The organism is Stenotrophomonas sp. 80084_Sma, from assembly GCF_056481995.1.
Window position 1 is genome coordinate 1,799,981 of the sequence record NZ_CM151177.1, and the last position, 14,024, is coordinate 1,814,004.

Sequence of the window (14,024 nt, forward strand, 5' to 3'; positions counted from 1 at the left end):
CGCATACGTACGCTCCCGCTCAAATGACAATAATTCTCATCCAGCCTTTCCTTCCCGCTGGATCTCCCATGCCTGCCTGTTTCCGCCCGTGTGCCCTGGCTAGCGCCATCGGCACGACCCTGGCGCTGTTCAACGCTGCCCACGCCGCCGAACGCACTCCGTCCGTAACGCCTTCCCAGCTTCCAACCGTGCAGGTCACGGCCGACCTCGATGGCAGCACCGAAACGTCGCGTTCCTACACCACCGACTCGATGGGCACGGCGACCGGACTGTCGCTGACCTCGCGGCAGACCCCGCAATCCGTCAGCGTGGTCACCCGCCAGCAGATCGAGGACCGTGGCCTGCTCAGCACCGCCGATGCCTTGGCGACCGCACCTGGCATCTCGGTCACGCGCAGCGACGCCAACCGCTACTCGTTCTCCGCACGCGGCTTCGACATCGACAACTACCAGTTCGATGGCGTGGTGATGCCGGTGCTGTCGCCGTGGAATTTCGGCGAGAACAACCTGGACATGGTGGTGTATGACCGCATCGAGATCGTGCGCGGCGCCAACGGCCTGATGACCGGCGCCGGCAATCCCTCGGCGGCAGTGAACTACGTGCGCAAGCGCCCGCTGCGCGAGTTCGCTGCCAGTGGTGGCATCAGCCTCGGCAGCTGGGACGCACGGCGCGCGTGGGCGGATGTGTCCAGCCCGCTGAGCCGGGAAGGGCGTGTGCGTGGTCGCCTGGTGGCCGCGCAGGCAGAGGGCGACAGCTACACCGCTGGCCTGGACAGTACGGCGAAGACGCTCTACGGCGTGGTCAGCGTGGACTTGGGCGAGGACACCGGGTTGATCGCCGGCATCTCCTACCAGGGCAACGACAACCGTGGCTTCGGCAGCGGCTTCGCGCTGTTCAACGCCGATGGCACGCGCACCCGTTTCGACCGCTCGGTATCAGCCACCGCGCCGTGGGCACGGATGACCACCGACACCCGCAATGGCTTCTTCGACTTCAACCATCGTTTCGGCAACGACTGGCAGGCGCGCGTGTCCTACAGCCGCTCGCATACCGACATGGAAATGAAGCATCTCTATCGCGGTGGCTACCCCGATCCGGTTACCGGCGCCATGCCCAATGGCAACAGCTTCATCCGCTACGACGGTCCGGTGCGCCGCGAAGCGATCAGTGCCAGCCTGTCCGGTCCGTTCCAGCTGTTCGGCCGCCAGCACACTGCGTCCATCGGCTGGTCGCGCTCACGCGATGAAATCGCGCTGGGGCAGTACCGCGCGCTGGCGCCGCTGCCGCCGCTGGCCAGCTATCTGGACTGGCACGGGCCGGGCACGCCGGAGCCGACGTGGGCCAGCAGCGAGACCCAGGCCGATGACCTGGACAACCATCAGAGCGGTGCCTACGCGGTGGCGCGGCTGTCGCTGGCCGATCCGCTGCACGTGATCGTCGGTGGCCGCATGAGCAACTGGGAGACCGACCAGGTCTACTTTGGCACCAAGCGGAAGTACCGCTACCGCAACGAGTTCGTACCGTATGCCGGCGTGGTCTGGGATTTCAACGGCTACAGCAGCGTGTACGCCAGCTACACCGGCATCTTCAAGCCGCAGAACAACCGCAACGAATCCGGGCAGATCCTCGATCCGGTCAGTGGCCGCAGCTATGAGCTGGGCCTCAAGGGCAGCTGGCTGCAGGAGCGCTTGAATGCGTCGGCGGCGCTGTTCCGCACCCAGCAGGACAACCTGGCCGAGGCCACTGGTGGTCTGGTCGAAGGCAGCACGCAGGCGGCCTACCGTGCGGTGAAGGGCGCAACCGTGGATGGCCTGGAACTGGAGCTGGCCGGCGAGCCGCTACCGGGCTGGAGCCTGGGTACCAGCTTCACCACCTTCATCGCGCAGGATGCACAGGGACGGGCGATCAACACCGCCAAGCCGCGCAGCCTGTTCAAGCTGTTCACCACCTGGCGCCTGCCAGGTGCCTGGGACCAGCTGACGATCGGCGGTGGCGTGGACTGGCAGAACCGCATGTACCAGACCGCCACCGCGCCCGGAAATCGCCGGGTGCCCGTGGAGCAGCCCAGCTACGCACTGGTGAACCTGATGGCGCGCTACCAGTTCAGTTCCAACGTGTCGGCGGCGGTCAACATCAACAATCTGTTCGACCGCCACTATTACTCGCAGATCGGCTTCTACAACCAGGGCTGGTACGGTGCACCGCGAAACGTGATGTTCACGCTGAAGGTCGGCTACTGAGGATGACGTCGCGCCTTTCAGGGGTCCAATGGATCCATCGGGTCGATGCGAAGTGATTCGGGCGCTGGCACGAAGGTGATCGCGTACGGTGAAATGCGTGAACCGACCTTGCCGGGAACGTAGCCCAGCTCACGGCGGTTGCGGTCACTGAACCCGCTGCTGGCGACCGAATCGATATGCGACGGACTGCTGACCACCAGTGCCGGTTGCCGCGGCGGTGCCTGCAGGGCCGCCAGCAGCCGGGCTGCATTGCGCAGGTTGGTGGTGGTGTGGCGGGCATACGGTTCGATGATGATCGCCTCTGCGGGAATGCCGAAGCGCGCGATCAGCGCTTCGCGCATCTGCACCGCTTCGACGCTTCGGGTGCCGCGTGGATGCACGGCGCCACCGGAGACGATGATGAAAGGTGCATCGCCCGCCGCATAGCGCTGCGCAGCGGCTTTCAGGCGCAGCTTGCTGCCAGCGCTGAGTGGGGTGGTCAGCTCGTCCGGTCCCTGGCCCAGCACGATGATCGCTGTGTACGGATGCACATTCCAATCGAACTGCCGCGCGCGCGCGAATGGCGCGGCGTTCATTCCCGCGTTGAGGGGCTCGAAGCGGATCGCATCGAGGCGGTCATTGGCATCAAGCAGGCCCACCGCCACGGCGATGCTGCGATCGAATGCGGTGTAGGCCGCGCCGGCGTCCACTTCGCTCATCTGCATGGCAATGGCAACATCGCCGGCCAGTCGCGTGCTGCCCGCCGCACCGACCGGGCCGTCGATGGCGTCGTAGCGGGGCGGCTGGCCGTGGCCGTAGACGGAGAGGATGTTGTTGAGGCCCGCAAGCTCTCTTTCGATGGCATCGGCGCGCGCCGGAACCGCGGTGGTCAGCAGGCCTGCCTGCGCCGGCGTCCAGTGTGCCGCCTCGAGTGTGCAGGCCGCCGTCCGGCAGCCAGTCATGCGCTGCGTGCGTTCGACCATGAGGGCGCGCGCAGGGGCGGGCAGTGCGTCGTGCTTCAGCTGCACCAGGGTTGGAAACAAGCGCCCGGCCAGTGCCGTGCTGTCGCGGTCGTCAGCGGCCGCCGCAAGCGGCAGCGCTGCCGTGGCAAGCAGGGCGAGGGACAAGCTCAATCGTCGATGCATCACCAGCTCCTGCTGACCATCAGGCGGACGTTGCGGCCGAACAGCGGCCGTCCATAGATTGCCTCGGCCGAACCCTGTCCGGCCAGGGCGTCGGTACGGGTGTTGCCCTCGGTGAGCCCCTTTTCATTGGTCAGGTTGTCGCCCACCAGCTGTGCGCCCCAGTTGCCGCGCTTCCATGAAATGCCCAGGCCCAGGGTCTGGTAGGCCGGCAACGCGGTCTGGTTGAACAGATCGACATACGATTTGCCGACCACGTCATAGCGCAGCCAGGTCTCGAACTGGTCCTGGCCGTGCTGGAAGCTGAAAGTCGGTCGCAGGTTGCCGTAGAGCTTGGGTTCGCGAACGATCTGCTTGCCATTGACCGCCGCCGGATCGGCACCGGAATCGTTCTGCAGGCTGTCGTACTGCGGATCGCTGACCGTGATCGAACCGGCGATGCTGAACCAGTCCAGCGGCCGGAACAGGCCATCCAGTTCGATGCCCTTGGAGACGGCGGTACCGATGAAGGGCACCGACTGGTCATTGCGGCCGGTCGTCGGATTGAAGGCAACGAAGGACGCGTTGAGTGGATCGAACTTCGTGTAGAACGCGGTCAGGTAGAGATAGGACCGGCCGAACCCGGCCTTCAGGCCCAGCTCGTACTGGTCCAGCTGGGTCTGCACGATGGTGGGATCGATCGAGCGCGCCACCGACGAATTGGGAACGATCTCCATGTGCGAGACGCGGGCGTAAGCACCCACTGAAGTGGTGAAATCGAAGTTCGCACCCACGGTCCAGTTGGTCGCGGACGGGTTCAGGCGATGGTTCTGGACGACGCCGGTGAACCGGCGCGTGGTGTTGTCGGCCAGTGTGTTGCGGTCGCCGAGGTCGACCTGGGCTGTCTGCTCGGCATAGCCCTCGTAGCGGTAGCGCTCATGGCGGATGCCGGCATCAAGCTTGAAGCGGTCCGACAGTGCCCAGGTGTCATTGGCATACACCGCGAACATGCGGGCATCGACCTTGCCGCGATTGAGGGTGGTGGTGTAACGCAGCGTGCCCTTGTCGGTGACATAGCCCAGTGGGGCGCCATCGTTACCGTAGGCCACAAGATCCAGCAGGCGTGGCTTGCCGCGCATCTCCATCAGCATGTCCTGGTACAGGCTGAAGGACGTGGCGCCGAAGAAGGCGGTGTAAGCGCCGATGTTCAGATCGTGATTGCCCCAGGCCGTTTCAAACAGCCGCGTCGCACTCAAATCGGCCTGACCGGAGTAGAAGTCCGAATCAGCAGCACGGTACTGGGCTGAGATCACCAGGCCGGAGTCGGCGTAGGGATCGTAGGCAGTGGCGCCGTTGCTGCCGGCCAGCGCGTAGCCCATCCGCGCGACGCCGGCACCGAAGGCGCTGCGGGCCGCACCCAGATAGCCGTTGGCGAAAGTGCGTGCGTCGACCGGGTTGGTGGTCGAGTACAGCGCGTCGAACGTATTGCGGCCCTTGGTGTAGCCGGTTTTCAGCGAGATCGTCCAATCGCTGGCGGTGTTCTCGTACTGGAAGCCGATGTTGCCGAAGCGCATGTGGCGGCCATCGGCCAGGTCGCGGTTCATGCCCTGCAGGACACCGCCGCCATCGAGGTACTTCAGGTTGACGCTGCGCAGTGACGGCGAGTTCAGCGTACCGTCGAAGTAGTCGATGTAGGGATCCAGCGACACGCTGGGATTGCGAGGGTCGGCGACCGGGATCGGCAGGTAGAACGTATTGTGGTCGTCAACGAAGGTGCCGCTGACCTTGAACCAACTGGTGTCGTCGAAGTAGTGCTTGATGTTGCCACGGATCTGCCCGCCCTTGTCGTTCGGGAAGCCGTTGTCGCGGTACCCATCGTTCTGGCGCAGGAAGCCACCGACGGCGTAGAAGGTGTCATTGCCCAGCGCGCCGGACTGGTACATCTCGCCGCGGTACAGCCCGGTATCGCCGATGGTCAGCTGCGCCTTGCCGTGGGTCTCTTCCGAGCCCTCGGCCAGGATGTTGTTGACGATGGCGCCGCCGCTGCTGGCATAGATCGGCGCCGGCCCGCCGCGCACGATCTCCACCCGCTGGTTCATCACGTCGAACCGGTTCATGCCGTCGCCGGAATTGAAGAAGTGGCCATCCAGCTCCTGGTAGAGCGGCAGGCCGTCCTGCTGGAAGGCGATGAAGCCACGATCGGTGGGAATGCCGCGCAGCCGGGTGATGTTCTGCACCTCGCCGCCGGTGGCCTCGACATGGATGCCGGGAACCGAGCCGAGCAGGTCGGCGTAGCTTTTCGGTGCGAGCTTCTGCACGTCTTCGCGGCTGAGTGAATTGACGGCGAAGGACGCATCGAAGCGACGCTGGGTGCGTGCCGCGCCGGTGACCACCACCGCATCAAGTGTTGCGGCATCGGCGCTGTCCTTTTTCTGGACGGGGGCGTCCTGCGCAGACGCGCTGCCGTGCAGGGAGATCAGGGCCAGGGAGATGCCCAGGACCAGGGGGCTGATGTTCATCGGAGGGCGGCCATGCAGGGAAGGGGGACCGCTGCACGGTAGGTCCGGGCGATGACGGAATTGTTTACTTCGGCGGAAATAAACAATTAAGCGATGGCGTCGGCGCCCAGCTGATGGATCGGCAGCAGCGCCGCGCCCACCGATACCGCGGATCCTCCCAGCCGTGACACATGCACCTGTGGCAGGCGCAGGCTGTCCAGCGCACTGCTCCAGCGTGCCGGTTGCTGCAGGTGTTGCCCCAACACTTCCAGCACCTGCCTCGGCAGTGAGCCGGACAGGATCACGGCGCCAGGATCGAGCCATGCCACACCGGTATTGGCCGCCACGCCCAGCTGGTTGCCCGCACGTTCTGCCCAGGCATTGATGATGCCGGCATGGGTTTCCAGGCAGGACTCCAGTTCGAACAGTGAAGGAATGCCGGCGCCGGCGTCGCGCAGCGTGGCCAGCAGGTCGATGCCCGAGGGGCGCGGCGCGTCCATGCGGAACAGGCGACCGATATCCCCGGCATTGCCGAACTCACCGCGCATCACATCACGTCGATGGATCACGCCACCGCCCACGCCGTGGCCGACATACAGCAACAGCGCCGACGCGCAGTCGCGGATCAGTCCGCTGTCGTAGTACTCCGCCAGCGCCGCCAGGGTCGCATCGTTCTCCACCCAGACCGGGAAACCGAAGTAGTCTTCGAAGAACTGGTCGTTGTCGATATCGCGCCAACCGTGCAGCCAGTCCACCGCGTGCCTGCGTGCCGGCCCGGTTTCGACCACGGGCCCGGGAACCGCCACGCCGAGGCCCAGGAAGCGCGCGCGCATGAGCCCAGTGCGGCTGGTAAGGCTGCGCAGGCGCTGGTCCACTGCGTGCACGAAGTCGTAGGGATCTGCGCTGTCGAATGCGGTTGCATCGCGGGCGATGACCTGGCCGGCAAAATCCACCAGCGCGATCTCCAGCCAACCGGGATGTACCGTGGCACCGGCGGCATAGCCGCCCCGCCCGGACAGCGCCAGTGGCACCGAGGGTCGGCCGCGCTGGCCATCGGACAGTTGCCCCTGTTCCTCGATCACCTCCAGCATCAGCAGTTCACGCGCCAGGCGGGTCAACGCGCCGTTGTGCATGCCCAGCTGGTGGGCAATGGTGATGCGGGGAACGGCGCCCATCGTGCGCAACAGCCAGATGATGCGCTTGTGGTCGGCATCCAGCGCGATCAGCGGTTTGCGGCGCAACCGCGATGTGGGAGCCAGGTTCATGGGTGCAGGCCCTCGGTACGTGGCAGCGCGACCGGCCAGGCCAATGCGGCCAGCGACAGCAGGCTGCCGACGGCAACCAGCGAGACCAGTGCGGCAGAGGTGACCGGATCACCGGCCTGTATGCCGGGCAGCAGCTGGCCCAGCAGCAACGAGGAGGCGGCAATGGACAGTTTCATGGTTCCAGTGAGCAGGGCAAAACAGCTCAGGTCATCCTCACGTCCGCTGCGGGCGGCATGGCGACGGGCGATCAGCGCGGTGCGCCGCCACAGCACCAGGCCGACACTGGCCACCGCCGCCCCATGGACAGCGGCACACGCAATCGCTACAGGCAGGGAGGGCTTGGCCTGGTAAACGCAGACGGCAGCGATGACCAGCACCGACATCAGCGCGATCAGGCCTGTCTCGCTGCACAGCGGGGGGCGCAGGCGCAGATCGAGCCAAGGCGCGACCACCATGCCAGCCACCATCGCGAAGGTCAGTGCTGCCCCATGTTCGGCGAAGGGGAACAGACGCCCGGCCAGGCCAACCAACGCGGTCTCCGCCGCCGCGGCCAGCAGAACCGGCAGCAGTGCCGGCAGCGGCAGGGCGCCGGCAACGGGCCTGCTGGTTGTGGCGGGCTGTGCGGGCGTGGCGACGCAGGCCAGGGGAAGCGCGGCGGCCGCGATCAGGATGCCGATGATCATGCAGATCAGCAGCGCGCTGCCACTGCCTGCAGATTCAGGTGCACCGACCACGCCGAACAGTGCTGCAGCGATGCACAGCTTGGAGATCGGTACCACTACCGCGCGAGCGGAAACGTAGCGCATGGCCTCGTTCTCGTCGCGGGGCAACAGCGAAGTCAATGCATTCTGGGCCACGTCGTAAACCGCGTAGCAGGTACGGAACAAGAGCGAGGCGGCCAGCAGCGGCAGGAAGGCGGGCTCGGTCGCGGTGCTGGGGCTGAACAGCAGGCAGGCGCTGGCGGCGGTGCCGAGCCCGCCGATCAACTGCAGGCGCAAGGCGAGGCGACGCTGGTCGTGCAGGCGGGTGAACACGGCGGCCAGCAGCAGGTCGAGCACGCTGCTGTAGGCCAGGGAGATCGCCAGCAGTTGGCCGGTGTGGGCAGCCGACAGCCCCAGCCGCGCGTGCAGGTAGTAGCCGAGTGACAGGTCCACGAACGACCAGACCAGAGTGCGGGCGAAGTGGCCGGCGGCATAGAGCTGCCGCAGCGATGGCTGCGCGTTCAACGCTGTTTTTGGGGGAGGAGGCCGGAGATCCGGGATCGTTCTACTACCCCTGTGTGACAGCGGTCTGACATGGTGCGAGGTCGGCCATTCAGCGAGTGGCTTGCAGCGCACGCCGTGGGCGAGCAGCATTGACCGTGCTGCGCGCCACAACGCCTCACGCAGAGCCTTCTTCGCCGAATGGAGCAACGTATGAAGCTGTTGTCCGCTGTGTTGTTGTCTGCGCTTTCATTCCCCGCCGTTCCGGCGCTGGCAGTGGAGGCGTCTCCTTCACCGCTGTTGGGGCGCTGGTCGCTGGATATCGCTACGTCTGCGTTGCCCGAGGCGCAGCGCCCGAAGCAGGTGGTGCTGGAGTTCAAGGACGCCGGTGCGGGGCGTTGGAGTTCACATGTGGACATCGTCCTGCACGATGGCAAGACCATGAAATCCGACGGCACGCTGGCGCTGGATGGTACGCCGGGCGCCCTGTCCGGCACCTATGGCGCGGACAAGGCCAACCTGAAACTGCCGGCGCCGAACACCCTGGTGATGCAGCTGGTGGACCACGGCACGCCGGCCTCCACCCGTATCTATACTGTGGCGGCTGACCGCTCGACGATGACCGAGACCAAGGCGTTCTACAGCCACGATGGTACGCCGATCCTGCAGACCAATCTGTTCAAGCGGATGCCCTAGCGTTGCCACCGGCACCACGCCCGCAGAACGGGCGTGGTGAATGCTGCAGCCTTACACCGCGGCCGGGTCGCGCTTGCCGGTGTCGATGCCGTACTTGTCGATGGCGTCCTGCATCCGCGCGCGCTCGATGCGGCCTTCGTCGGCCAGCGACTTCAGGGCGGCCAGCACGATGAAGTGGCGATCCACTTCGAAGAACGTGCGCAGCGACTCACGCGTGTCGGAGCGGCCGAAGCCATCGGTACCGAGTGCGGTGAAGCGGCGGTCGTTGATGAAGGGACGGATCTGGTCGCCGACGATCTTCATGTAGTCGGTGGCCACCACCACCGGGCCTTCATGGCCCCGCAGGCACTGCTGCAGGTAGGGCACGCGGGGCTCCTCGGCCGGATGCAGCAGGTTCCAGCGCTCGGCGGCCAGGCCATCGCGGCGCAGTTCGGTCAGGCTGGTCGCGCTCCACACATCGCTGGCGATGCCGAAGTCCTGCTGCAGCAGTTCTGCCGCGGCTTCCACTTCGCGCAGGATCGAACCGCTGCCCATCAGCTGCACGCGTGGCTGCGAGTCGCTGTCGGCGGCCGCCGGGTGCAGCAGGTACAGGCCCTTCAGGATGCCGGCCTCGGCGCCCTCGGGCAGCGCCGGCTGCGGATAGTTCTCGTTGAGTACGGTGATGTAGTAGTAGATGTCTTCCTGCTCGACGTACATGCGGCGCAGGCCGTCGTGGATGATCACCGCCAGCTCGTAGTTGTAGGTCGGGTCGTAGGATACGCAGCTCGGGATGACCGACGACAGCACGTGGCTGTGGCCGTCGTCATGCTGCAGGCCTTCGCCCATCAGCGTGGTGCGGCCGGAGGTGGCACCCAGCAGGAATCCACGGGTGCGCGCATCGGCGGCGGCCCAGGCCAGGTCACCGACGCGCTGCAGGCCGAACATCGAGTAGAAGATGTAGAACGGGATCGTCGCCAGGCCGTGGTTGCTGTAGGCGGTGCCGGCGGCGATCCACGAGCAGATCGCGCCGGATTCGTTGATGCCTTCCTGCAGGATCTGGCCGTCCTTGGCTTCCTTGTAATAGCTCAGCTGGCCGGCATCCTGCGGGGTATACAGCTGGCCCAGGTAGGAGTGGATGCCGATCTGGCGGAACAGGCCTTCCATGCCGAAGGTGCGCGATTCATCGGGCACGATCGGAATCACCAGCTTGCCCAGTTCCGGGTCCTTCAGCAGGCTGGTGAGAATGCGCACGAAGCCCATGGTGGTGGACTGTCCGCGATCGCCGCTGCCCTGCAGCTGGGTGTTGAAGATCGACAGCGGCGGCAGCGGCAGCGGATCGACCTTGGCCAGGCGCGCGGGTAGTTGCCCGCCCTGGATGCGGCGGCGCTCGGCGAAGTAGATGGCTTCGGCGCTGCCCGGTTCCGGGCGCAGATAGGGCATCTCTTCCAGCTGTTCGTCGCTGACCGGCAGGTTGAAGCGGTCACGGAAGGCGCGCACCGCGTCGGCGCTCATTTTCTTCAGCTGGTGGTTGATGTTCTGGCCTTCACCGGCTTCACCCATGCCGAAACCCTTGACCGTCTTGGCCAGGATCACCGTCGGCCGGCCGCTGGTGTTCACCGCCTGCTGGTAGGCGGCGAACACCTTCTGCGGATCATGGCCACCACGTGCCAGCGCCCAGATGTCGTCGTCGCTCATGTGCGCGACCAGCTCCAGCAGCTCGGGGTAGCGGCCGAAGAAATGCTCGCGCACGTAGGCACCGTTCTGCGACTTGAAGGTCTGGTAGTCGCCGTCCACGCATTCCATCATGCGCTGGCGCAGCAGGCCGCTGTGGTCGCGGGCGAGCAGGTCGTCCCAGCCGCTGCCCCAGATCAGCTTGATCACGTTCCAGCCGGCCGCGCGGAAGGTGCCTTCCAGTTCCTGGATGACCTTGGCGTTGCCGCGCACCGGACCGTCCAGGCGCTGCAGGTTGCAGTTGACCACGAACACGATGTTGTCCAGCCGCTCGCGACCGGCCAGGGAAATTGCCGCCAGCGATTCGGGCTGATCCATCTCGCCGTCGCCGAGGAAGGCCCAGACCTTGCGGCCCTGGTGTTCTTTCAGGCCGCGATACTCGAGGTAACGCATGTAGCGCGCCTGGTAGGCGGCGGTCAGCGGGCCCAGCCCCATCGACACGGTGGGGAACTGCCAGAACTCCGGCATCAATCGCGGGTGTGGATACGAGGACAGGCCTTCGCGCCCGGCTTCACGGCGGAAGTTGTCCATGCGCGCCGGATCGATGCGGCCTTCCACGTACGCGCGGCCATAGATGCCCGGCGCGGAGTGGCCCTGGATGTAGATCATGTCGCCGTCGAAGGTGTCGGTACGGCCACGGAAGAAATGATCGAAGCCCACGTCGTACAGTACTGCCGCCGACTGGTAGGTGGCGATGTGGCCACCGACGTTGGAATGCTTGCCGGCACGCAGCACCATCACCATCGCGTTCCAGCGGATCATCGCGTTCAGGCGGCGCTCGATGGCCAGGTCACCCGGGTAGGCCGGCTGGCGCTCGGGCGGGATGGTGTTGACGTAGGCGGTCCAGGCACGGGTATGCAGGTCGCCGTGCTGCTGTGCATCCAGCTCGCTGAGCTGGTCGATCAGGTAGTGCGCGCGCGGCCGGCCACCGGTCTGCATCACCGCTTCCAGTGATTCACGCCACTCGCGGGTTTCCAGCGGATCGGTGTCGAAGGGAATGAGCGCTTGGTTCATGACTGTCTCCAGAGGGCGCCGGTCGGACTTCTGCCTGGGCGACAACACCGGCAGGGCGCACAGCACTGGAGCGGGGTCGCAACGGCGGGGCCGTGACGCGAAGGGCGACCGTGGCGGCCGCCGAGAAGACAAGCGTAGGCCCGGCCCCCCGGCTTCGATAGGCGGGCAGGGCTTGGGTCTCTGGCAAGCAAGGGTTGGCACGGGGCGCCGTATCATGGCCGGGCGCGCCGGGTGCGGCCGCTGATCAGGCCGGGGACAGGCCCGGGAAGAACATCGGGATGACCGCCACACCAACCCCCAGCAGGCACCAGGCCACGATCGGCAGCCAGCCTGAGAGCTGCTGGCAGCGTTCCGGCAAGCGGCGTCCTCCGATCCACAGCAGCAGGGTGAGCAGGCCCAGCGCGTAGGCGAGGGCGACGACCACCGGATGCACGTGGACGACACGGCTGGGCGGCCACATCTGCTGCTGGTAGGCGGTGGTGTGGGCGACCAGCAGCAGGAACAGCAGGCTGCTGAGGGTGTTGATGGCGGTGCGGGCGTTCATTGCGGGGCACTCCTTGTGCCGGCTGCCGGAAACTGCAAGGGCGGCATTCTAGCGGCTGCCTGCCGGCAGTTGAAACGCCACTGTCATCGATGGCCGTCACCCTGCGGGGCTTTCCAGCCTTGGGGTGGTTGGCCGGCCGTGAACAGCGTGAGGATCTGGGAGAAGAGCTATGCGCTGCGGCGGCGGCTGCTGCGCGGCTTCTTCCTGCGCCGGGGTTCTGCCAGTGAAGATGCCGAGGATCTGGCGCAGGAGGTTTACCTGCGGCTGCTGCGCAGCACCGGTGAGCATGCCGACGCGGTCGAGAACCCGGAAGCCTACCTGTTCACCGTGGCCGCCAATCTTGCACGGGAGCACGCGCGCGCGCGTTCGTCGCTGCCGCCGCTGGAGGACGTCGACCTCCTGGCCGAAGTGTTGAAGAGCGAAGAAGACATCGAAGGCGAATTCGAGCGCGCGCAGCGCTGGAGCGATATCCGCAGCACCATCGCACGGCTGCCGGCGACCACGCGGCGGGTGATGGAGCTGCATTATCGCGACGGGCTGGACTGCCCGGCAATCAGCCAGCAGCTGCAGGTCTCGGTGCACATGGTGCGCAAGCATATCGGCAAGGGGCTGGACGCCTGCAGGAAGGCGCTGGGCGCCAGGGAGCTCACATGAAACGGAATCCATCGGGTGCGGCCGACGACGTGATCGCCAGCGAGGCCATGGACTGGTTCCAGCGCAATCGCGAGGGCGTGCTGGGCGAAGCCGAGCGGGTTGCGTTGCTGGACTGGATGAAGCGCTCGCCGGAGCATGTGCGCGCCTATATGCACGCGCTCGCACTGCACCGGCAGGTTGGTGAGGCGCTGCAATCGGCATTGGCTGAAGAGGCCTCGGTGCCGCCACAGCAGGCCGCTGACAAGGTCGTGCCGCTGTTCGGACACGCACAGGCCCCGCTGCGCAGTGCGCCGCACAGCCGTCGCACGCGTTGGTGGGTGGCGGCTGCCGCAGCCTGTATCGCCCTGCTCGGCGTGGGCCTGGTACCGCAGCTGATGCCTACCGAGCAGCTTTACAGCGCCGGACATGGAGAAATTCGCGACCTGGTGCTGCCCGACCAGACCCAGGTGCGGCTCAACGCGGACAGCCGCCTGCGGGTGCGCATGGGCGGGTTCAGCCGCAGGGTGGAGCTGCTGCAGGGCGAGGCCACGTTCGACATCGCCCAGGACCGACGGCCGTTCGAGGTGCAGGTGAACGGACTGCAGATCCGCGATATCGGCACGGTGTTCGACGTGTCGCGAAGGCTGCAGGGCACCCGCATCGGAGTGGTTTCCGGCGAGGTGGAAGTGTGGAGCCACGGTGCGGATGCGCGGCGTCTTGCACAACTGGGTAAAGGCCAGGTGGTGCAGGTCGACGCGCGCAGCCATGCGGTCGAGTCGTTGGATGTGCCGTTGTCGATGCTGCTGGACTGGCAGCAACGCAAGGTCTCTTTCCTGGACGAGCGGCTGGATGAGGTGGCCGCCGCTTTCAACCGCCACAACCAGGTGCAGGTGCGGGTGCTGGATGAAGGTGCGGCGTCGGCGCGGTTGTCCGGCAGCCTGGACGCGCATCGCATCGGTGCGCTGCAGGCCTTCCTCGAGCGCGACCCGCGCTTCGTGGTGCGGCGCGAAGGCGACACCGTGCGGGTTGGCAGTCGCTGAGGTCGACATGGCCGTGGGTTGTCAGAAAAAATTCATCAAATCCGCGTTCTCCACTTCGGTGGATGCGGGCTCTTACTTGGGA

Annotated in this window: 10 protein-coding genes; 4 read left to right on the forward strand and 6 right to left on the reverse strand. The window is 66.1% G+C overall.

Going from position 1 to position 14,024, the window contains the following annotated elements; all coding sequences use genetic code 11:
* Positions 1–68 precede the first annotated feature (68 nt).
* Positions 69–2,240 carry a TonB-dependent alcaligin siderophore receptor FauA gene (fauA, locus tag ACZK3W_RS08505; protein WP_125895292.1) on the forward strand — a complete coding sequence of 724 codons (2,172 nt, stop codon included), beginning with the start codon at positions 69–71 and terminating at the stop codon, positions 2,238–2,240.
* 17 nt (positions 2,241–2,257) lie between these two features.
* On the opposite strand, the gene ACZK3W_RS08510 is transcribed toward fauA, so the two are convergent.
* The 4 genes from ACZK3W_RS08510 to ACZK3W_RS08525 all read right to left on the reverse strand — a co-directional run bounded on the left by ACZK3W_RS08510 (position 2,258) and on the right by ACZK3W_RS08525 (position 8,329).
* On the reverse strand, positions 2,258–3,364 hold the full coding sequence (locus ACZK3W_RS08510) for a YdcF family protein (protein ID WP_125895293.1): 1,107 nt from the start codon (positions 3,362–3,364) through the stop codon (positions 2,258–2,260).
* Positions 3,364–5,859, reverse strand: a complete 2,496-nt coding sequence (locus ACZK3W_RS08515) for a TonB-dependent receptor (RefSeq protein ID WP_478450640.1) — start codon at positions 5,857–5,859, stop codon at positions 3,364–3,366. The genes ACZK3W_RS08510 and ACZK3W_RS08515 overlap by 1 nt, the downstream gene beginning before the upstream one ends.
* A gap of 86 nt (positions 5,860–5,945) precedes the next feature.
* A complete protein-coding gene (locus ACZK3W_RS08520; RefSeq protein ID WP_125895295.1) occupies positions 5,946–7,103 on the reverse strand; it encodes an ROK family protein in 1,158 nt (385 codons plus the stop codon).
* A complete protein-coding gene (locus tag ACZK3W_RS08525) occupies positions 7,100–8,329 on the reverse strand; it encodes an MFS transporter (protein WP_125895296.1) in 1,230 nt (409 codons plus the stop codon). The genes ACZK3W_RS08520 and ACZK3W_RS08525 overlap by 4 nt, the downstream gene beginning before the upstream one ends.
* Positions 8,330–8,518: 189 nt before the next feature.
* Between ACZK3W_RS08525 and ACZK3W_RS08530 the strand changes: the two genes are divergently transcribed.
* On the forward strand, positions 8,519–9,001 hold the full coding sequence (locus tag ACZK3W_RS08530) for a LuxR family transcriptional regulator (protein ID WP_125895297.1): 483 nt from the start codon (positions 8,519–8,521) through the stop codon (positions 8,999–9,001).
* Positions 9,002–9,052: 51 nt separating this feature from the next.
* On the opposite strand, the gene aceE is transcribed toward ACZK3W_RS08530, so the two are convergent.
* Together aceE and ACZK3W_RS08540 are read right to left on the reverse strand one after the other, a co-directional pair.
* On the reverse strand, positions 9,053–11,725 hold the full coding sequence (aceE, locus tag ACZK3W_RS08535; RefSeq protein ID WP_125895298.1) for a pyruvate dehydrogenase (acetyl-transferring), homodimeric type: 2,673 nt from the start codon (positions 11,723–11,725) through the stop codon (positions 9,053–9,055).
* Between the two features lie 244 nt (positions 11,726–11,969).
* Positions 11,970–12,269, reverse strand: a complete 300-nt coding sequence (locus ACZK3W_RS08540; protein ID WP_032128423.1) for a hypothetical protein — start codon at positions 12,267–12,269, stop codon at positions 11,970–11,972.
* 138 nt (positions 12,270–12,407) lie between these two features.
* Between ACZK3W_RS08540 and ACZK3W_RS08545 the strand changes: the two genes are divergently transcribed.
* Positions 12,408–12,923, forward strand: a complete 516-nt coding sequence (locus ACZK3W_RS08545; RefSeq protein ID WP_032128424.1) for an RNA polymerase sigma factor — start codon at positions 12,408–12,410, stop codon at positions 12,921–12,923.
* Positions 12,920–13,942 carry a FecR family protein gene (locus ACZK3W_RS08550; protein WP_125895299.1) on the forward strand — a complete coding sequence of 341 codons (1,023 nt, stop codon included), beginning with the start codon at positions 12,920–12,922 and terminating at the stop codon, positions 13,940–13,942. Before ACZK3W_RS08545 ends, ACZK3W_RS08550 begins: the two co-directional genes overlap by 4 nt.
* The last annotated feature ends 82 nt before the right edge of the window (positions 13,943–14,024 follow it).